The organism is Hyphomonas sp. (genome assembly GCF_965284475.1).
GTDB lineage: Bacteria > Pseudomonadota > Alphaproteobacteria > Caulobacterales > Hyphomonadaceae > Hyphomonas.
The window spans coordinates 1,043,391-1,063,776 of sequence record NZ_OZ260087.1; the positions used below are offsets into that span (position 1 = coordinate 1,043,391).

Below are 20,386 nucleotides of genomic sequence, written 5' to 3' on the forward strand. Positions count from 1 at the left end.
GCTCCCAAACTGCCCTATTCAGGCCAGCTTAGCGCCCTTCCCCGAGGTCCGCCAAGCGCTTCCTCAGATCGCCTTGCCGGCAATGTCCCGCACGCCTGCCAATAGCAGGGCTGACGCAAATCGCGTCGCCGCACCGGCATCGACCGGGCGGCGGTGCAGCATGTGGTCGCCCATTTCGCGGGCAATGCCGATCGCCGCCGCCGTGAGGTAGTCGATATCGATCACGGGCGCCCCGTCAGCCGAGAGGACATGATCCAGGTCAGAGCGGATCTCGTCGGCAATCGCCAGCATTTCCGGCGTGTCCACGCGCACACCAATCAGCGCCATGTGCGGCGCGCCGCTGCGTATGGCTTCTTCATTCTCGGCGGCAATAAAACTGAAATAGGCATGATAGGCTTGATGGATATAGTCCTCGAACGTGGCGGCCCGGGCGCGCACATCGCTCAGGTGCGCCCGGAAGCGATGGGTCGAGTCTTCCGCAATCGCCGCAAACACCTCTTCCTTGGACCTGAAGTAATTGTAGAACGTGCCGGCGGCGAGGTCCGTTTCGCGAATGATGTCGCGAACGGTCGTGGCATCAAAGCCGATCCGCGCGAACACGCGCCGTCCTGCGTCGAGAATTGCCCGGCGGTTGGCGGCCTTGGATTTCGCGCGCTTTCCGGTTCCGGCAAGCATTTTGATGGCAGGCGACATTCCATATCCTTTGTTGCCGTGTGGGCGGCTCTGCGGCTTAGGTAGCTCACCCCGTCACCAAACGTCAACTTTTTACAATGGCTGCGCGAATTTGTCTGCAAGTTTACCCAGTTGGCCATCGAGGCGCATGCGGCGCAGCACTGACAGTACGATCCCGAACACGACCCGGACAAAGATCAGCACGAGCACGCCCAGCAGCGGCTGCCGGGTCGCAATCGACAGGAAGGCGCCGAGAATGATCGCCACATGCAGTGTCACGATGCGGCCATAGGGGGCAAACATCTCGGCGGCCGGATTGGTCCGGCGCAGTTCGCCCTTGCCGATGAAGTCGACGAGATAGAACACCATGTTCGACGCTGCGATCACAGCCACGAACCAGACCATGCCCTCGCCGGACCCCAAGGCCCAGTTCACGACATCCATATAACCAGCACCGCCGCCGCCGTCTCCCGAGAATGACTTGATGAATATGCCATGCCCGTAGCAGAACATGCCGTAATGCAGCGTGAAGAACGGGATCATGAACAGGGCCATCAGCAGGTTCCCGATGCCGGTCACCGCGCTTCCCGCCAGCCGCAGGATCGTATAGCCGCCAATGACGAGGTTCTCGAGCCAGTACAGCGCCACCAGCGGTGTCGGCCCCCATTGGAACAGGATGATCGCAATGATCGGCACCAGGTCAGTGCCAAGGCTCAGCCAGGCCAGGGGGTCACGATAGGTCCGCGCCACCAGCGACGGATCAAAAAAGCGGCCACTCATGCCGCCCTGCCTGTCAATGCCATTGTCCCCCGCTCCCCGCTCAAGACCCCGCGAAGGTCAGTTCATAGGCGGGAAAACTGAACGGGTCACGCACTTCCAGCCCCTTGGAGCCGCGGGGATTGTGATAATTCCCGGTCAGGATCTCATAATGCAGGTGAACGGCCGTTGCATTGCCGGAATCGCCCATCTGGCCAATCGGCTGGCCAAAGCCGATTTCGCGGCCCACCGCCACATTCGGATCGAAATGCGCCAGGTGGGCATAGCGCGTATACACGCCCTTGCCATGGTCGATCAGGACCTGCCAGCCATAGCCTGTCGACTGGCGTGCCTCAACGATCCGGCCCGGTGCTGCGGCATAGACCGGCCCGGCCGGGCGCCGCGTCAGGTCGATCCCCTCGTGAATTCGCCCGCCGCGAAAACCGAAGCCCGATGACAGGCAGGCGTCATTGGTCGGCACAGTCACCAGTACGATATCATTGACGACGATCACAGGCTTGAAATCCTGCACCCAGCCGCCCGGATAGAAGGACGGTGAATTGCTCACCGACATGCCATTGCACACCTGCAGGTACTGATTTGGCTGGTAAGGCCCCTGCGCGGGATTGTGCGGATCACCCGGCGGTCCGTAATTCACTACCACACGCGGCGCGGCCGCCCGTGGTGGCGGCGCAGAAGCGCACGCGGCGGCCACCAGAAGCAGCAGAAAAGCTGGGAACAGACGCAACATTGCAGCGACTATACCCCACCAGTCTTAATATCAGGCAACCACGCCGGCTCGTTTTGTGCCGCGCTTTAACTCTTTCAGCAGGTCGGCCACATACACGCCGAAATCCACCTGCATCCGGTGGCGCGGGCTGTCATAGAAATGGCCGAGATGTTCCTGCTCGTCCGCCATCGTCACCCGCTCCATCTCGGCTGCGTCCGGAAAGGCATATTCCCCCGTCAGCGCCGCCGCGACCAGTTTCGACTGCTGCTCGGCAAAGTTCACCAGTGTCGGCAGCGGCTGGGCCAGCCCAAGGAAGAACAGGTTTTCAAAGCCGGGCTTCACCATCCGCTTGTACAGGGGGAATGTATTGTCCTGCGGCGTGAGTTCGGGCTGTTTCAGGAACGGGAAGGTCACATTATACCCCGTGGCCCAGACAATCGCGTCGACCAGTTCGCGACTGCCATCGCTGAACACCACCGCGTCGCCGTCCAGCCGCTCGATCCCGCCCTTGGGCAGGATATCGCCGCAGCCGACCCGCGTCAGGAACTCGCCCGACACCGAAGGGTGCCCGTCCAGCGGCTCATGGTCAGGCTTGGGCAAGCCGTAATCCTCCATCATGCCAATGGTCTTCTTGATCTTGGCCCGCGCCAGCTTGCGGCCGAGCTTTGACGGCAGCCAGGCAGGCAGCGTCGCCTTGTCGGCGGGTGTCCCGTCCATGTATTTCGGCAGCACCCACACGCCGCGCCGCATCGAGATGAACAGCTTGTTCGCAATCGGCCGCTGCGACAGTTCCGACGAAATATCCATCGCCGAATTGCCGGCGCCGACAATCATCACGTTCTTGCCCCGGAAATCATACGGCTCGAACGGGTCGCGATAATGGTGGGAATGCACCTGGTAACCATTGAAATGCCCGGGATAGGTCGGCATCCGCGCATCCCAGTGATGCCCGTTGGCCACCGCCACGGCGTCATACTCACGCGCCTCCCCCGTCGACAGGGTCACCTTCCAGCGCCCGTCGGGCAGGCGCGCCACATCGGTGACGGCCGTGTTGAACGTGATCGTCTCTCGCAGGCCGAAATTGTCCACATAATCATGGAAATACTGCAGCAATTGCGCATGGTGGGGGAAATCAGGCCAGTCCTCCGGCACCGGATAATCCTCAAAGGCGAGGCGCCACTTCGATGTGTCGATATGCAGGCTCTGGTAACAGGACGAGGTGCCGTTCGGGTTCTTGTAATACCAGTTGCCGCCAATATTGTCCGACATCTCGAAACAGTCATAGGGCAGGCCCTTATCCTTCAGGCGCTTGGCCATGGTAAAGCCCGAGCACCCGGCCCCGATGATGCAGGTCTTCGGTTTCCCGCTGCCGTCAAATGCCATTTGGCCTGTCCTCCCTTGCGTGAAGTGTTCCCACGATCCTGACCAGATGTTATCCGGGGCGGATCGAACGTCAAACAAAGAGGTCTGCACATGAGCGATGACGCGACGTCAGCCCCGGTTCCACTGGAATTGATGCAGGGGAACCTCGACATGATCTCGGGAGTCATCCCGTGGGGGCGCCGACTCGGCTTCCGCATGACCAAGGTGGAAAAGGGCCATGTCTGGGGCCTCCAGCCGTGGAAAGACCGACTTGTCGGCGACCCGGATACGGGCGTCATCCATGGCGGCGTACTGACCGCCTTTCTCGACAATCTCTGTGGCACGGCGGCCAGCTCGACCATGGAACGCGCCCGCTTTGTAGCCACGCTCGACCTGCGCATCGACTATATGCGCCCGGCAGACCCGCGTCGCGACATTCTCGGCGAGGCCGAATGCTATCATGTCACCCGCTCAATCTGCTTTACCCGCGCCTGGGCCTATCACGAGACGCGCGACAAGGTCATCGCCACCGCCGCCGGGGCTTTTGCCATCACCAAGCCGCGCCTGCCTTCGACCATGGGAGGCCAGGATGACGCGTGAAACCGTGCTCAGCCGTGCCGACCAGGTCACCACCTTCATCGCCCGTACGCCCTTCGCGCAGGAGCTTGGCATGCGTTGCGAAGTCATGGGCGACGAGATGACTGCCGTGCTGCCCTTTCAGGACAAGCTGATCGGCAATGTCGCCATCCGCGCCATCCATGGCGGCGCTATCGGGGCCTTCCTCGAGATCACCGCCATGGCGCAGGTCTTCCTCGTCACCGAACACCTCACCCGCCCGCCGCGGCCCATCAACCTCACTATCGACTATCTGCGCCAGGCCCACGCCAAGAATCTCTATGCCCGCGCCCACATCACCAAGATGGGCCGGCGCATGTGCTCGGTCCATGCCGAAGCCTGGCAGGACGAAAAGTCCAAACCCGTCACCACACTGATGGCCCATTTCATGGTCGGCGAAGACTGACACCGTCGGGGATGCCCCCCGCGACAAGGACGCAGCCCCATGAGCCGCCTGTTTGAAGAACTCGACTATCGCGACACGCCGATTGGACCGATCAGCCTGCGGCGACGGTTTCATCCCCTGCTGAAGGTGGACGTGTTCGAGATCATTCTCGGCGACGAGCACCTGATGTCGAACATTTTCACCGTGTCGGAAATCGCCCTCGCCCGCCTCGGCCTCGACACGCTCGCCGGCCTCAACCCAGATTCAGATGAAAAATGGGATATCGTCGTCGGCGGTCTGGGGCTCGGCTACACCGCTGGCGCCGTGCTGGAATATCCGCGTGTCGCCTCGCTGCGCGTCGTGGAGATGCTCGACGCGGTGGCCGACTGGCATGATGCCGGACTGGTGCCCCTCGATCCGCCGCTTAGCGCCGATGATCGCTGCCAGATTGTGCGCGATGACTTCTTCGCCCTGGCCCGGTCCGGCACTGGCTTTGACGCGGACAGTCCGGGCCGCCAGTTCCATGCCATCCTGATCGACATCGACCATACGCCCGACTGGCTGCTGGATGCGCGCAGCGGGCATTTCTACAGCGAAACGGGCCTGCAACAGCTGATGACTCACCTGAAGCCCGGCGGCCTCATGGGGCTCTGGTCGGATGTCACCCCCGACAGCGATTTTGTGCAGCGCCTGTCGGGTGTGTTCGCAAAAGCCTGGGCCGAACCGGTAACCTTCCACAACCCCCTGCAGGACAAGCACCACACCCAGACCATCTATCTCGCCCTGAAGCAGGCCTGAGATGCTGGCCCCCCATGCCACCCAGTATATGCTTCACCAAAGCGATCCCATAGAGACACCCGGCTCATTCCAAGAGGCCATGCATGAAACGCCTTGCAATCCTTATCCTGCTTGCAGGCTGCGGCGCGGCTGGGGCCGAGCCCTCCCCGACGGCCGAAACGCTTGACTGGCTGTCCGGCTGCTGGGAAAATCCGAACGGTTCATACCGGGAAATCTGGTCACAGTCTGAACACGGTCATTTCTTCGGCTATGCCGTGACGCTGAAAGACAGTTCGGTTTCCTTTTTCGAACAGATGCACATCGCCCCCGGCCAGCCGACTGTATTCAATGCGTATCCTGCAGGTATCGGCCCGACACCCTTTCCTGAAAGCGAGCGAACAGGCACGTCGATCACCTTCGCAAACCCCGAGCATGACTATCCCCAAATCATCGCATACCGCACGACAGAGGCCGGACTCTCGGCCCGCATATCATCAGGCGACGGGTCAAATGCCCGGGATTTCGACTTTATGCGCTGCGCCGACTAGCTCGCTGTAACCTTACTCAGCGATAGCAGGCTCGCCGGCAAACAGCGCCGCATAACGGGGCTTCAGGAAGTCCTGGAACACGGCCTGCGGCACGGTCACCTTGTAGGCGCCCTCGGCATAGGAACCGATCTCATAGGGTGCGAAATGCACCGCAAAACCGCCGAACCTTTCCGCCACGTTTGATGCGGCGAGGCCAATCTCGCCCCCCAGAATGCTCTCGGCTGAGATCGCATCGGCTGCTTCGCCCCTGAATGTATCAGCTGACCCGCCCCCGCCGGCCTTCTCGCTGCGCTGGCGCCCGATCTCGGACAGCACCACCGGCAGGCTCGCCGCCATCGCGCCCTCGGGATCAGCCATCAGGTCGCGCAGCGCGATGTCCGTTTTTGCTGCCAGGTCGTGAATACGCGCATCGGTGCCGTAATTGCCATGGGCCCCGCCGGAATACGCGCCGGTAAAGCCTTCAATGCTGATGAGGTCGCCGGCCTGCGCAACCAGTGTCCATTCGATCGACAGGCTATACGGGTTGAAATACTCCGGGTCCGCTTCCCTGTAGGTCCGCGCGTCCTCATCCATTGCCTCGATCCGCACACGCGCATCGGCCAGCAGCTCTGCCGCCAGATCCGGCGCCACGGAAAAAAGGGCATCATCCACGCGGGCCGAGCCGGTGAAATAGTCTTTCGACACCTCGATCTGGTGCGGCGTGTCGACCGCTGTCACAGTGCCCTGCCCGACCTCCGCCGCCACTTCGCCTGCGGGCTGCTCAACTCCTTGCGTGACATCCGTATCCGGCGCGTCCGGCTTCTTCGAACACGCACTTGTCAACAGCATGCCCATCATGGCGCAGCAGGCTAATCTCAACATCGGCTGGTCTCCTTGTTACAGGCTCAGGAGTTCGGCATCGCCCCCCTGAGCCGTGATATTCACCGTTACCACGCGTTCAGTGGCGAAACGATGGAGATAATGCGGCCCGCCCGCCTTGGGCCCGGTGCCCGAAAGCCCTTCACCCCCGAACGGCTGCACACCCACGACTGCGCCGGTCATCGACCGGTTCACATACGTATTCCCCACCGGACAGGCCGCTTTAACTTCCTCGTGGAAACTCTCCAGCCGCGAGTGAATGCCGAGCGTCAGTCCGTACCCCTTGGCTCTCAGCGCGGCGCCGACCTTTTTGACATCATCGGGATCATAGCGAAGCAGGTGCAAGATAGGCCCGAAATTCTCTTCCTGGATCTGATCCAGTGACGAAAGCTCTATCAGCGCCGGGCCAAAGCCAAAGCCCTCCTCGCCAATCTTTCCGGCATCAACCTGGTGCAGGACTTTCGCCTCCTTGCGCATCTTGTCCAGATGCGCCTCCAGCAGCGATCGTGCATCGGAATCTATGACTGGGCCGACATCGGTATCGGCCTCGGCGGGATTGCCCAGCTTCAGTTCGTCCATCGCGCCGATCAGGCCCTCGATCAGACTTTTCGAGGTCGACTTGGGAATGAAGGCTATGCGCAGCGCCGAACAGCGCTGGCCGGCCGACCCGAAGGCGGACGCGATCATGTCGTCAATCACCTGCTCGCGAAGAGCTGTCGTATCCACGAACAGTCCGTTCAGGCCGCCCGTCTCGGCGATCAGAGGAATGATCGTACCGTCACGCTCAGCCAGCGCCCGGTTGATCATGCGCGCTGTCGACGTACCGCCGGTAAAGCAGACGCCTGAGACACGCAGGTCCGCCGTCAGAGCCGCACCAACCGTATCTCCCCTCCCTGGTAGCAGGTGAAGGGCATCAACCGGCAGGCCGGCCTTCTGGAACATGCGCACTGCTTCGAACGCCACAAGCGGCGTCTGCTCGGCCGGCTTGGCAACTACCGTATTGCCTGCCGCCAGCGCCGCCGCGATCTGCCCGGTAAAGATGGCCAGCGGGAAATTCCACGGACTGATACAACAGAACACACCGCGGCCATGCAGCGACAGGTGATTGGTTTCGCCCGTCGGACCGGGAAGACGCACCGCGCCTTCAAATTCATGCTCGGCCTGCGCCGCATAATACCGGCAGAAATCGACCGCTTCTCGGACCTCGGCGACGCCGTCACCCAGCGTCTTGCCCGCCTCGCGCGCCATCAGCGCGATCAGGCGCGCTGCGTTTTCTTCGAGGATGTCGCCCATCGCCCGCAGGTGTTCCGCCCGTTTGGATCCGCCCAGCGCATCCCAGCCCGGCTGGAATTTGACGGCCGCCTTCAGCGCCTTATCGATCGCCTCGGGGCTCGCTTCCTTGCAGGCGCCAAGGACGTGCTCTGTATGGAACGGGACACGGACCATTTCGCCGCCCCCGGTTTCCGCTTTGCCCGACACGATGGCGCCTGCAGTGATCGCCGGGCTGTCACGGAAGGATTTCAGCGCCGCCGCAGTCGCATCGCGCACGGATTTCTGGCTGATGTCCAGGCCGGTCGAGTTGCGGCGTTCAGGACCATAAAGGCGCGGCGGCGTCGGGATACCGGGATGGCGCCGTGGACCAATTTCAACTCGAGTGATCGGATCGTCGACGACATCTTCCACGGGCACGTCAGGATCAAGGAACGAGTGCACGAAGCTGGCATTCGCGCCATTTTCCAGCAAGCGGCGCACAAGGTAGGGCAGCAAGTCCTTGTGCGCACCGACGGGCGCATAGACGCGCACCCGGCGACCGGCTTCGGCGGCGTCATACAGGGCTTCGCCCATGCCATGCAGGCGCTGGAACTCGTAATCGGTGACCCCCGCCGCTTCGGCGAGGATATCGACCGCCGCGAGCGTGTGGGCGTTATGGGTCGCAAATTGCGGGTAAAGGGTCGGCGACGCTTCCAGCATCAGCTTCGCACAGGCCAGGTAATGGAAATCGGTTCCCGGCTTGGTCGTGAAGACCGGGAAGTTCGGAAACCCTTCGACCTGCGCATGCTTGATCTCGCTGTCCCAATAGGCGCCCTTCACAAGACGGACCATGAAGCGGTGTCCAGTCTCTTCCGCCAGCTTGGTCAGCTTCTCGATCACCGAAAGCGTGCGTTTCTGATAGGCCTGCACAGCAAGGCCGAGACCCGTCCAGTCCTTGAGGGACGGCTCATGCGCCAACCGGTCCATCAGCTTGAGGCTCAGCACGAGCCGGTCTGCCTCTTCCGCATCAAGACAAAGGTGGATGTTCGCCGCTGCTGCTTTTTCACACAGCCCGAGCAGGCGCGGGTACAGCTCGTTCATGATCCGCGCCTCATTGACCGCTTCAAAGCGCGGATGCAGGGCGGAAAGTTTCACAGAAACACCGCTTGCCTTCTCGGGCGCAACCGCCTTGTCCTTCTCGGCGGCCACGGCGTCGATCGCCAGTTCATAGGCTTTCAGGTAGCGGGCCGCATCTTCAGCCGTGCGGGCCCCTTCACCCAGCATGTCGAAACTGAAATGGGCCGCCTCTCCGGCCTTCACCATGCGCTTGCCGCGCTTGAGGGCTTCCTTCACCGTCCGGCCAAGGACGAATTGCTCGCCCATGATCCGCATGGCCTGCATCATGGCGGCGCGGATGACCGGTTCTCCGCTCTCGCGGATCAGTCCCGAGACGAATGCGCTCGGACCCTTTTGCAGGTATTTCGGCACGCCGATCACGCGCCCGGTCAGCATTAGCCCCCAGGTCGACGCGTTGACCAGCCAGCTTTCCGACTGGCCAAGATGCGACGCCCAGTCGCCTGAGCGGATTTTCTCGGCAATCAGGTCATCGCGCGTTTCAGCGTCCGGCACCCGCAGCAGGGCCTCAGCCAGGCACATCAGCGCAAGCCCTTCGGAATTCGACAGGCCGAACTCCTCCAGGAAGCTCTCCATCATGCCTTTCTTTCGGCCCCGGCTGCGGGCGATTTCCACCAGTTCACAGCCACGCCGAACGGCCGCCAGCCGCGCCCCGTCATCAAGCGGCGCCTCCTTCAGCAATCTCTCGAGAAGTGCCTCCTCATCGTCAAACTTGTGATCGTCGAGAACATCCCAGTCGAGGGAGGCGAGAGGCATCGAATCAGGCATATGGAATTCCGAATAGTTGGTGTGAGAGGAGCAGCGCGGTGACGCGGCAAACTTATGTCCGCTTTTTCTTGTTTACGGGCAGAGATATATCGTCCCATAGAACGAAACGCGAGTGACTTTGCAGTAGTTCCGCCTCTTTACGCCCGGGACCAACCCCGCCACATTGCCGCCGACCGGAAAGCGCCCTCAAGGAGCCCCCATGCGCATCATGCTGATCACCGACGCCTGGGACCCTCAGGTCAACGGCGTCGTTCGCACGATGAAGCGGGTAATCGCTGAATCCGAGGCAATGGGGCATATCTGGGAAATTGTTCATCCCGGCGACGGGTTCCGGACCGTTCCCCTGCCGACGTATCCCGAGATCAAGCTCGCCCTGTTTGCGCGCAGCAAGATCGAAGAGCGGTTCCACGAATTCGAACCTGATGCGATTCACATTGCCACTGAAGGCACGCTCGGCATGGCCGGCCGCGCCATGTGCCTGACCGTCAAACACCCCTTCTCGACCGCCTATCACACGCGGTTCCCGGAATATGTCGCGGCCCGCCTGCCGATCCCGATATCGGTCGGCTATTCCTTCGTTCACTGGTTCCACAAGTATTCCGGCAAGGTCATGGTCCCGACCCCGTCCATGGTCGAGGAACTGCGCGTGCGAAAATTCATCAATCTCGTGGCCTGGACGCGCGGGGTCGATACTGAGCTTTTCGATCCGGAAAAGCGCATCGCGGAAGGCGCAGAGAACGACCCTTTCAGGGGTCTGCCGCGACCGATTTTCCTGAATGTCGGCCGCGTGGCGGTCGAAAAGAACATTGAGGCCTTTGCCGAACTCGATCTGCCGGGTTCGAAAGTGATTGTCGGCGACGGGCCGCAACTGGAAGAGTTGAAGCGCAACTATCCAAACGTGGCCTTCCTTGGCGGCAAATTCGCGGATGAACTGGCCACGATCTATGCCAGCGCGGACGTCTTCGTCTTCCCGAGCCTGACCGACACGTTCGGTCTGGTCGTCCTGGAAGCGATGGCATCCGGCCTGCCTGTCGCGGCATACGACGCCACCGGGCCGCGCGATGTCATCCCGGGATCCAATGCCGGCACGATCACGCCCGTCGGCGGAGACCTTGCCCAGGGCGCCCGGGACTGTCTGGCGCTCGGCCGCCAGACCTGCCGCGCCTATGCTGAGACCTATAGCTGGAAGGCCTGCGCCGAGGCCTTCATCGAGAATCTCCAGCCCCTTCCGGCGCCTGCGCGCCGGCGGTTCTGGCAGAAAATTCGCCTGCGCCGCCGCAGGAAGCCGCCAATCGAAGGCCTGTAGGCCCCCGCCTACCTGGCCGCCTGGCTTTCCAGGCCGGCAATGATATCGCGCTGCGCTTGACGGTCCGCATCATCCAGCGGGATCAGCCCCTTTTCGATAAGGTAACCGTCGGGACCGAAGGCGTCGTCATCGGTGTAATAGACAAGAAAGTCGTAAAGGCCCGGCATAAGCGGCAGGTTCTGGACCTTTACGTAAATGAACATCACCCGCGACAGGCCGTACTGGCCGGAATTGATATGCTCGAACGTCGCCGGAACGCCCGCAAGCGCGGCGCCCTTGATCCTGTCACCGTTCTGCTCAAGGAAGGAATGCCCAAGAATGCCAATCGCCGTCGGTGTCTTCACGAGTGACTGGATAATGGCCGTATCATTCTCGCCAAAATCGATCCACGCGCCATCTGTTCGGATCGTGTGGGACCGCTCCTTGAACGCGTCGCTGTCACTTGCCCTGAGCGCGGCCATTTCGGGCAGGGCCTCGGCGCCAAGCTCCATGCCAAGCTCGACGAAGGCGTCCCTTGTGCCGGATGTGGGCGGCGGACCGAACACGGTGATCGGCTGGTCCGGCAAGCCGGGATCGACATCGTTCCAGGAGGTGTAAGGATTCGGTTTGAACCCTCCGGCACCGTCTGGAATTTCCTGCGCCAGCGCGAGGTAGAGTTGCGTCTTGGTAATATCGAAATCAGGGCCCAGCTTGGAATTCGCCACGACAATCCCGTCATAGCCAACTTCGATCGGAATAATGTCGTTCACGCCATTGCTCGCACACAGGGCCGTCTCACTCGGCTTGATCGGCCTTGAGGCATTTGACAGCGACGGCTGGTCCGGACCGATGCCCTGGCAAAACGACTTGAAGCCACCGCCGGTTCCGGTCGTTTCGACAATTGGTGTCGGGTAAGGCGACGTTGCCCCGAAGCGCTCGGCCACGGTGGTCGAGAAGGGCGCAACCGTCGATGAGCCGACAATCTTGATCTTCTGCTTGCTGCCAGCCATCTGCGGCTGTTGAGGCGCTGCATCGGATGCCTCGACATTGGACAAGTCCGTTTTCCCGCAACCGGCAAGAGCCAAAGTGAGGGCGAGGGCTGCCCCGACAAGAACGCCAGATTTCATGCGATGCCTCCTGAAAAAATACATTCCCGGAACGGGACGAATGGCGTTCCATTACCTGCCGGCGATGACAGCCACGTTGAAGTTGTATGACGTTTTTGCGACGATTGGCGAAAATGACTCATTTTTCCACTTGCGCTCCCCCCCATCATCGCATATCTCACAGCCCGAATACGGATGTGGCGGACATCTGGGCCAACCCTTAAACTGGGGGCCCCCTGCACTAACGCCCGAAGCTGGTTAAAAGCCCTTTGGAGGTTAGGTGTCATGCACTCCTATGCTACCCCCTATAATATTGTGCGCTCGCAAGAGCCCGATGTTCCTGTCTACTGTTTCCGCCCTGATCGGGTGACGGCGGCTGCAAAATGGTTCCGGGAAAGCTTCCCGGCCCAGCCGTTCTATGCCGTCAAGGCAAACCCCGGCGTGCACGTGCTCGATGCCCTCTGGGCTGCGGGCATCAACAGCTTCGATGTCGCCTCCGAGAACGAGATCGAGCTGATCTACAACCGCTTCCCCGGCGCCCGCATGGCTTTCCTTCACCCCGTGAAGAACCGCCGGGCGATTGCCCGCGCCTACCATCAGTACGGCGTGCGCATCTTCGTGACCGACACGCAGGCCGAACTGCAGAAGATTCTCGAAGAAACCGGCTACGCGAAAGATCTTACTATCATTGTGCGCATCGGCGTGTCGAATGACGGCGCGACCCTGCCGCTGACCGGCAAGTTCGGGGCAAGCGAAGACGACGCTGCAGCCATTCTGCGCGAAGCACGCCGCTATGCCGATGAACTGGGCGTTTCTTTCCATGTCGGCAGCCAGGCGATGAAGCCGTCGGCCTGGGCAACCGCCATGGCCGACGTCTCGCGCATCATCATCTCGGCCGGTGTGACCGTCGATATCGTGGACGTTGGCGGCGGGTTCCCGTCAATCTATGCCGATACACCGCCGCCATCGCTGGAGGCCTATGCCGCCATGGTCGAAACATCGTTCGAGAACATGTTCGTTCTCGAGAACGCCGACCTCTGGTGCGAGCCTGGCCGCGCACTCGTTGCCGAAGCCGAGAGCCTTCTGGTGCGTATCGAACTGGCAAAGCCCGGCTCGATCTACATCAATGATGGTTCCTATGGATCGCTCTATGATGCCGTTCACGAACGCTGGGCCTTCCCGGTACGCGCGATCACAGGTGACGGACGCAAGCTGCGTGGCATGGCTGAGTACACGGTGTACGGCCCGACATGCGACTCGACCGACAAGTTCCCGGACAAGGTCTGGCTGCCTGCCGGCCTGACCGAGGGTGACTATCTGGAGTTCGGCAATATCGGAGCCTATGGCCGCGCAATGTCCAGCCGCTTCAACGGTTTCGGAGAAACCGAAGTCGCCATCGTGCACGATGCGCCCTGGCCGAGCCTCTACAATGCGATTGGCGCAGAAGTCATCGCGATCGGATCCAAAGCCACCAAGTGAACATCCGGAAAGCCGTAACGCCTGAGGACAAGCGCCAGATCCGGCGACTCCTCGGGCGGACTGGTCAGATAGGCTGACCCGCCAATCCCGCGCGCCTCGGTTTCAGGCGGCAGGACGCGGATCGTCTGGCGCGCAATCGCCGCGCCGGAATCCACGTAACTGACCCCATGCGGCGCGCTGGCGATCAATTGCCCGCGCACGAGGGGAAAATGCGTGCAGGCCAGTACGACCGTATCGATCTGGTCCCCGCCCGGTGCCTCAAACAGCGGTGCCTGCGCGGCTGCGATTGCCTCAATCGGCACATCGTCGCCGCGTGCATGCGCTTCGGCCAGCCGGACAAGCTCGATGCTGCCATGCATGATGACGCGCCGGTCTCCGGCGAACTCGTTGATGAGCCGGGCAGTATAGGCCCGCCGGATCGTGCCCGGTGTCGCCAGAAGGCCGATCGTGCCCGTCTCGCTGAAGGCCGCCGCCGGCTTGATGGCCGGAACAGTGCCAACCACCGGAATATCGAGCACGGCCCTGATATCCTCCAGTGCCAGCGTACTGGCGGTGTTGCAGGCGATCACGAAGACATCAGGGCGGACATGATCGCAAAGCAACTTGGCGACGCGCGGAAGGCGCTCCTGCAATGCCTCATCGGACTTGTCACCATAGGGGAAAAATCCGCTATCGGCTGCATAGTGAACGCCAAGGGCCGGTCCCAGCGCCCGGATTTCCTCAGCGACGGTCAGGCCCCCGACCCCGGAATCGAAGACGAGAACCCGGCCGCGGGCTGGAGACGGCGCAAAATTGGTGAACTGGAAGTCTGTCATGGCAGGAGACTATTTGCATTCGCTCGCGGCGAAAACGGGGCAAGCGGGCATGTTTGGCATGAGATTTGTTGTGCACCGCACAATACCGGCGTATTATCCGGTTCAGAAACAAGGATTTTCCATCATGATGGACCTCTGGCTGGCGCCCTGGCGCGCCTCACTTGCCCTCACTGCCTCGACCCTGGAAATGATGCTCACCGCGCAGAAAAGCCTGGCTGGCGTTCAGGGTGTTCCGGATTTTCAGCCCATGGACGAGGCCCGCATGCGCGAGGCCTTCCACACCGCAGCCGATGCAAACCTGCGACGCTGGGGCGACACAGCCGATGCGCTCAACAGCTTGCCGGACTGGTACCGAGATCTGTCGCGCGTTCCGGGCGGCGTCATGACAGACTGGTTCGACGCGGCGCGACGCGGACCGCAGGACTAGACAAGCGAGCCGTAAAGGTCAGGCCGCCGGTCACGGAAGAAGCCCCATGCCGCGCGGTCACGGTCGACCACATCCAGATCGAACGTCGCCTGAATGACCCCCTCCTCCGTGCGGCCAAGATCGGTCACGACGTCGCCGGCCTGATCGGCAATGAAGCTCGTGCCATAGAATACCTGACCGCCCTCATCGCCCATGCGATTGGCCGCGCAGACAGGAATCACGTTTGAAACCGCATGCCCCAGCATGGCCCGGCGCCAGCGTCCTGCCGTGTCGAGGGCTGAATCCTGCGGTTCGGCGCCAATCGCGGTCGGATATAACAGCACATCGGCCCCCATAAGTGTCATGGCGCGAGCAGCTTCCGGAAACCACTGGTCCCAGCAGACGCCGACGCCGATGCGACCCTTTTTCGTATCCCAGACGCGGAAACCCGTATCGCCCGGGCGGAAGTAAAATTTTTCCTGATAGCCCGGCCCGTCAGGAATATGGCTCTTTCGGTAGATGCCCAGCGCCGTGCCGTCTGCATCCAGCATGACGAGCGAATTGTAATAGGCGGGTCCATTCTTCTCATAGATAGAGACCGGGATCACAACGCCGCATTTCCGTGCGATTTCAGCCAGTTGCACAACCGCCGGATGGGTTTCCCATGGCAGGGCGCGAGCAAAATGCACCTCTTCCTGCGTCTTGCAGAAATAGTGACCGCAGAAGAGCTCCGGCGGCAGTACGACATCGGCGCCCTGCCCTGCCGCCTGCTCGATGAAACCGGCCACCCGGTCGATATTCGCCTGAACGTCGTCGCTGGGAGAGAACTGGATGGCGGCGAGAGTGATGGAGCGGGTCATATTTGGTGTCCGACGGGGCCGTGAGGGGGGGTTAGAAGGAGTTCGAGGGGATTTCGCGGGTCATGCAATGGAAACTGCCGCCCCCGCGCAGAATGTTCAATGCCGGCAGGCCAATCACCTTCCGGCCGGGAAACAGCGGCTTAAGCTGGGCGAGCGCAACCAGGCTGAACCGCTCGTCATAGGTCGGGACGATGACCGCACCGTTCGTGATGGTGAAATTCATGTGACTGGCCGGCACCGGCGCGCCATCGCCGAAGTGAATGTGGCCCGGCGAGGAAATCGTCGAGACCATCAGCCCCGCCGTGCGCAGCCGGTCTTCGATGGCGAGGAGTATCTCGGCATTCGGGTCCTCGCTGCCGGTCGGATGCTGGCACAGCACATGCCCCGGCGCGATGAAACGTGCGATATTGTCGACATGGCCATCGGTATGATCATTAAGCAGACCGTCACCCAGCCAGATGACCTCATCCACCCCGAAGGCTCCAGCAAGCGCGGCTTCGGCGGCTGCCTCGGTCCAGTCGCCGTTCCGGTTCGGGTTCAGCAGGCATTGGCGCGTTGTCAGCAACCGCCCTTCCCCGTCGACATCGATCGCGCCGCCCTCAAGCACCAGGTCATGGCCGCGCACCCTGATGCCCTCGACGCCAGCTACCGCAGCGGCCGTATCGGTGTCGCCTTGCATGAGGTATTTGCCGCCCCAGCCATTGAAGCGGAAGGTTTCGGCCTGCGCGCCGCCCTGGCCCGTCGTGATGATCGGGCCGGTATCGCGCAGCCAGATATCGCCGGTCGGCACCTCGATAATTTCAGCAACATCGCCGACAGCCTCGCGGGCAGACCGGGCGGCCTCGTCTGATCCGGCGGCCAGCTTCACGGGCAGGAAGCCCGCCGCCACGCGGGCAAAGGCGGCGATTTCGGCGCGCGCGCCGTGGAAATCACCCCCCCATTCGTCAGCAAGGCGGGGCCAGCCGCACCAGAGCGCAGACTGCGGGGCCCATTCGGGCGGGAGGAAACGCGGGGTATCGGTCATGGTCGCTGGCCTTGCCACAGGTTGCAAACAAGGAAAAGGGCGGCCTGCATGACAGGCCGCCCTTCCACAATCTTCGCTCTGGATCGCGAACGATCTAGAACTCGTATTTCACACCGATCTGGACCTGCCAAAGCGACTGGTTCAGGATTTCGGAGTTCTTCGACGTGCTGAATGTCGATTCATCGCGGTCGCCTGTACCCCAGATGCCATCGCGGCCCGGGTCGCCGTAGACGTACTGGCCATTTTCGATCGACGCGGCGCTGACCAGGCGTTTGTATTCGTAGCGTGTGCGCTCGATACGGCCTGCATCGCTGTCGATCAGGTTGCCGAGGTTCTCGATGTCAAGGAACAGGAAGGTGCGATGATTTTTCATCGCGCCTGGCAGTTCCTGCTGGAGACGAAGATCAACGATCGTCGACCAGCGGGAATTGTCGCCGTTGCGTGGCGCAATGTTGCCCTTGTACTTGTTCAGCTCAGACGTGGCGATGTAGGTGAAGAAGTCCTGCTGGAGGTTCACATCTCCGCCGAAGGAATTCGCCGAGAACAGCGGATCGTCAAAACCGGTCGGCACGTAGAAAGTCGCACCCGCATCATCGGCGCTGCTTTCATTGATGCCAAACACGTCACGACGTCCATTCGTGTTGAACGTGTAGGAGTAAGGCTGGCCCGAACGACGGGTCGCAAACAGCGATGCCTTTGTTGCGTAGTCAGCAAAGAACTCCTTCTCCCAGTTCAGACGCATCTTGAACTGATGCTCGACTTCGAAGTTCGACGTACCGGTACGCGGGTTCTGGTAGCTGTAGCGTGCCGTGTCGGAATAGTTCGACGTCGCGGTCGAAGACGTACCCATGCCGATATCGTTGACGTCTGCATGCGTATAGCTGGTGAAGAGGTCAAAATCGCCAACCAGTGTTTCCCAGTTATTGCTGGCCGAAACAGCCCAGAGGAGCGAGTTGCCCTTGTCAACACTGCCGACGATGATGGCCTGTGGTGCACCACCGCAGCTATAGACCGGACGGCCGTCAGGTGCCGCAGAAACCGGATCACCGCAGGTTGCGTCATACCAGTAAGGTGCGTTCTCGAGCTTGTTGTAAAGCACGTCTGCCGTCAGCAGCCAGTTGCCCGGTGTGTTGACCGCAACACCGAGATTGGCCTTCCAGGTCGACGGGATCTCGAACGAATTGTCGAGCGCATTGACCGAACCGTCCGGCGTCTGGTTCGCAAGTTCGTCCAGGAGGTAACCCGGGATGTAGTTACCCGTTGCCGCGTCAGGCGTGTTCGGAACAAGGATCGAGCCGGAGTCAGAAACGTCGCCGTTGATCACACCATCGTTGGAATAGCTGTTGGAGACCCACACGCTCGGCGAACCACCGGAGAACCGGCCGACACCACCGCGAACCGTGACGGCATCATTGGCGTCCCACTTGAACGAGAAGCGCGGAAGGATGACATCCAGGCCTTCCAGATCGTTCGTGTTGGAATAGCCGTAGCGATCAATGAAGTTCTGGTTTTCACGGATCTTGCCGCTCGACTGGTAATAGTCGTAGCGCAGGCCGAAGAGCAGGCTGAGATCGTCGCGGATGTCCCAGGTGTCCTGAACGTAGACCGAGTTATAATTGTAACCCCAGATGGCGCGAAGGTCATTCTCGTCATTGGTGATGGCATTGTTGTAGGAAACGTCGGTTGCAATCCGGTTGCGGAGATCGTCGATCGACGCGAAGGCGTAGGTACCTTCGGAGTTCTGCGCGAACAGGTTGTCGACATCGACTTCTTCCCGCTCGATACCAGCCTTCAGGGTGTGATTACCATAAAGGTATTCGGCCTTCAGCTTGTACTGCATGAATTCCTGGTCGAGTTCGTTGCCGTGGCGGAAACGGTCAGGTCCGAATGCGATGACGGTTCCCGTCGATGTTTCGACCGATCCAAGGAAGAATTCAGCGCCATTCAGGCTGTCCTGGCCGGTGGCCTGGGTCGTCTGGGCAATCTTGATCTCAGTCGAGAAGTTTGGCGTCCAGTCGGAATAGAGGTGACCGATGAAGGATTCCACTGTTTCCGAGTTGGTGTACCAGGACGACGGATAGGCGAGATCGGCACCTTGCAGGAAGTTGTTGCCATTCTGCTCGTTGATCGCGGCGCCTTCCGTCTTGATGTAGGTGAACTTCGCGCGGTGATCGTTGGAGATGTTCCAGTCGATGCTGCCGAGGATTTTCTCGTCCTCGACTGGTGGCACGCCGCCACCGAAATCGCCGGTGTCAAAACCATAGACGGTCGACATGATTTCAGAGATTTCAGCGATATCTGCAGGCGTCACATCTTCGATGTTGACTGCGCCAGAACCTGTTGGGCCCCGGTTCAGGGCTGCAGCTTCTTCATACTTGTCGTAGGAGAGGAAGAAGAACAGTTTGTCCTTGATGATCGGACCACCAAATGTTCCGCCGATCGTCTCTTCTTCGAACGTGCGGTCAACTTGTGTATCTCCAAGTTTGTCGCCAGCCATCGAATCGTCGGTCTTGAAGTAGAAGGCCGAGCCGTGGAACTCGTTGGTGCCGGACTTGGTCACGGCGTTGATCGTGCCGCCGGTGAAGCCGTTATACTCGGTGTCGAACGGAGCGGTTTCAACCGAGAGGGACTGGATCGCGTCGAACGAGATTGGCGAGCGCTGGGTCGGGTAACCGTTGGCGTTCAGGCCAAAGCGGTCGTTCAGTGCAACGCCGTCAATGGTCAGCGAGTTGAAACGGTTGTTTGCGCCGGCAATCGTCAGTTCCTTGGCGCCGCCCGACTGGACGTTGACGCTTGCGAACGGGTCAAGCTCGGCTGCGTCGGTGATGTCGCGGTCGATCGTGACGACTTCGTTGAGGGCCTCAAGGCCGAGCGAGGTCGTTAGCCCCTGGCTGGAGAAGCCGGCCTGAAGCTGGCTGCCGGTGACGACAACCGTGTCCAGCGTACGGGCGCCGGAAACAGTGAGGTTCAACGGATAGGTCTGGTCGAGAGCGATAAAGATGTCGGTGACGGTGACTGGCGTGAAGTCAGCGCCGGTCACTTCAACCGTATAGGGTCCGCCGACGCGCAGGCCGCGCGACGAGAATGAGCCGTTTTCGCCGGAAACAGCCGCAGAGACGGTGCCGGATGGCGTGTGTGTAATGACAACGGTGGCTCCGGAGACGGCGGCGCCGTCAGCGTCGGAAACCTGTCCGCGAATGCTGGAAGTTGTGACCTGCGCAGAGGCGATGCCTGCGACGCTGATCGCGATGGCGGAAACCGCCATGCCGCGACCGAAAGTGTTCCAATTCATCATGATTTTCCCCTGATGCGAATGATCCCCCGACCTGAAACGTGTGCGTGGCCGGTTTGCGGTCGCTTACTCCCGCTGCATGACGGATTAGTGACAAGTTTTTAACAGTTCAACGTAGGTTGCAGTAAATCGGTTCATTCAGTTTGCTGCGATGCAAAAAAGCCACGCTTTGAGGCTTCAGGGGGCAGGTCATGCCTGAAAAGGGGGCTGTATTCGACGCGCCGTGCGCTGCATAAGCAAAGAACGTATCAAGGTGAGAAGAC

General features: G+C 61.1%; 18 protein-coding genes. 7 read left to right on the forward strand and 11 right to left on the reverse strand.

The features are described from left to right. Positions 1–63 precede the first annotated feature (63 nt). The 4 genes from ACQ66M_RS04910 to ACQ66M_RS04925 all read right to left on the reverse strand — a co-directional run bounded on the left by ACQ66M_RS04910 (position 64) and on the right by ACQ66M_RS04925 (position 3,541). A complete protein-coding gene (locus ACQ66M_RS04910) occupies positions 64–693 on the reverse strand; it encodes a TetR/AcrR family transcriptional regulator (protein WP_350174529.1) in 630 nt (209 codons plus the stop codon). Between the two features lie 72 nt (positions 694–765). Continuing rightward, on the reverse strand, positions 766–1,452 hold the full coding sequence (locus ACQ66M_RS04915; RefSeq protein ID WP_430402278.1) for a DUF6498-containing protein: 687 nt from the start codon (positions 1,450–1,452) through the stop codon (positions 766–768). 40 nt (positions 1,453–1,492) lie between these two features. Beyond that, positions 1,493–2,179, reverse strand: a complete 687-nt coding sequence (locus ACQ66M_RS04920; RefSeq protein WP_430402280.1) for a M23 family metallopeptidase — start codon at positions 2,177–2,179, stop codon at positions 1,493–1,495. A gap of 30 nt (positions 2,180–2,209) precedes the next feature. Next, complete coding sequence (locus ACQ66M_RS04925) at positions 2,210–3,541, reverse strand: flavin-containing monooxygenase (RefSeq protein WP_350174535.1); 1,332 nt, start codon at positions 3,539–3,541, stop codon at positions 2,210–2,212. A 90-nt stretch (positions 3,542–3,631) separates the two neighbouring features. On the opposite strand from ACQ66M_RS04925, the gene ACQ66M_RS04930 reads away from it, so the two are divergent. The 4 genes from ACQ66M_RS04930 to ACQ66M_RS04945 all read left to right on the forward strand — a co-directional run bounded on the left by ACQ66M_RS04930 (position 3,632) and on the right by ACQ66M_RS04945 (position 5,845). Then, positions 3,632–4,120: a PaaI family thioesterase gene (locus tag ACQ66M_RS04930; RefSeq protein WP_430402282.1), complete on the forward strand. Its 489-nt coding sequence runs from the start codon at positions 3,632–3,634 to the stop codon at positions 4,118–4,120. Beyond that, entirely contained in the window at positions 4,110–4,541 is a 432-nt protein-coding gene (locus ACQ66M_RS04935; RefSeq protein ID WP_430402284.1) for a PaaI family thioesterase, read from the forward strand. The genes ACQ66M_RS04930 and ACQ66M_RS04935 overlap by 11 nt, the downstream gene beginning before the upstream one ends. Before the next feature lie 39 nt (positions 4,542–4,580). After that, positions 4,581–5,318, forward strand: a complete 738-nt coding sequence (locus tag ACQ66M_RS04940) for a spermidine synthase (RefSeq protein ID WP_350174541.1) — start codon at positions 4,581–4,583, stop codon at positions 5,316–5,318. Between the two features lie 83 nt (positions 5,319–5,401). Further along, a complete protein-coding gene (locus ACQ66M_RS04945; RefSeq protein ID WP_430402286.1) occupies positions 5,402–5,845 on the forward strand; it encodes a DUF6265 family protein in 444 nt (147 codons plus the stop codon). A 12-nt stretch (positions 5,846–5,857) separates the two neighbouring features. Here ACQ66M_RS04945 and ACQ66M_RS04950 read toward each other — a convergent pair whose 3' ends face one another. Then, positions 5,858–6,706: a hypothetical protein gene (locus tag ACQ66M_RS04950; RefSeq protein ID WP_430402288.1), complete on the reverse strand. Its 849-nt coding sequence runs from the start codon at positions 6,704–6,706 to the stop codon at positions 5,858–5,860. A gap of 15 nt (positions 6,707–6,721) precedes the next feature. Beyond that, positions 6,722–9,856: a bifunctional proline dehydrogenase/L-glutamate gamma-semialdehyde dehydrogenase PutA gene (putA, locus tag ACQ66M_RS04955; protein ID WP_430402290.1), complete on the reverse strand. Its 3,135-nt coding sequence runs from the start codon at positions 9,854–9,856 to the stop codon at positions 6,722–6,724. Positions 9,857–10,055: 199 nt separating this feature from the next. Between putA and ACQ66M_RS04960 the strand changes: the two genes are divergently transcribed. Then, on the forward strand, positions 10,056–11,162 hold the full coding sequence (locus tag ACQ66M_RS04960) for a glycosyltransferase family 4 protein (RefSeq protein ID WP_350174549.1): 1,107 nt from the start codon (positions 10,056–10,058) through the stop codon (positions 11,160–11,162). 8 nt (positions 11,163–11,170) lie between these two features. Here the strand turns inward: ACQ66M_RS04960 and ACQ66M_RS04965 are convergent, their stop codons facing one another. After that, positions 11,171–12,268 carry a substrate-binding domain-containing protein gene (locus ACQ66M_RS04965; RefSeq protein ID WP_430402292.1) on the reverse strand — a complete coding sequence of 366 codons (1,098 nt, stop codon included), beginning with the start codon at positions 12,266–12,268 and terminating at the stop codon, positions 11,171–11,173. Positions 12,269–12,532: 264 nt separating this feature from the next. Between ACQ66M_RS04965 and ACQ66M_RS04970 the strand changes: the two genes are divergently transcribed. Beyond that, the gene (locus ACQ66M_RS04970) at positions 12,533–13,726 is read left to right on the forward strand and encodes a type III PLP-dependent enzyme (protein WP_430402294.1); all 1,194 of its coding nucleotides are present in this window, start codon (positions 12,533–12,535) and stop codon (positions 13,724–13,726) included. On the opposite strand, the gene murI is transcribed toward ACQ66M_RS04970, so the two are convergent. After that, complete coding sequence (gene murI, locus ACQ66M_RS04975) at positions 13,672–14,541, reverse strand: glutamate racemase (RefSeq protein ID WP_350174555.1); 870 nt, start codon at positions 14,539–14,541, stop codon at positions 13,672–13,674. The two genes, ACQ66M_RS04970 and murI, sit on opposite strands and share 55 nt — an antisense overlap. A 124-nt stretch (positions 14,542–14,665) precedes the next feature. Here murI and ACQ66M_RS04980 point away from each other — a divergent pair, with 124 nt between their 5' ends. After that, the gene (locus ACQ66M_RS04980; RefSeq protein ID WP_430402296.1) at positions 14,666–14,968 is read left to right on the forward strand and encodes a hypothetical protein; all 303 of its coding nucleotides are present in this window, start codon (positions 14,666–14,668) and stop codon (positions 14,966–14,968) included. Here ACQ66M_RS04980 and aguB read toward each other — a convergent pair. From aguB to ACQ66M_RS04995, 3 genes are all read right to left on the reverse strand, one after another. Next, a complete protein-coding gene (aguB, locus tag ACQ66M_RS04985) occupies positions 14,965–15,807 on the reverse strand; it encodes an N-carbamoylputrescine amidase (protein WP_430402298.1) in 843 nt (280 codons plus the stop codon). The two genes, ACQ66M_RS04980 and aguB, sit on opposite strands and share 4 nt — an antisense overlap. Before the next feature lie 31 nt (positions 15,808–15,838). Then, a complete protein-coding gene (locus tag ACQ66M_RS04990) occupies positions 15,839–16,831 on the reverse strand; it encodes an agmatine deiminase family protein (RefSeq protein ID WP_430402300.1) in 993 nt (330 codons plus the stop codon). A gap of 94 nt (positions 16,832–16,925) precedes the next feature. Then, positions 16,926–20,126 (reverse strand): TonB-dependent receptor, encoded by a 3,201-nt coding sequence (locus tag ACQ66M_RS04995; protein WP_430402302.1) that lies wholly within the window; start codon positions 20,124–20,126, stop codon positions 16,926–16,928. Between the last annotated feature and the right edge of the window lie 260 nt (positions 20,127–20,386).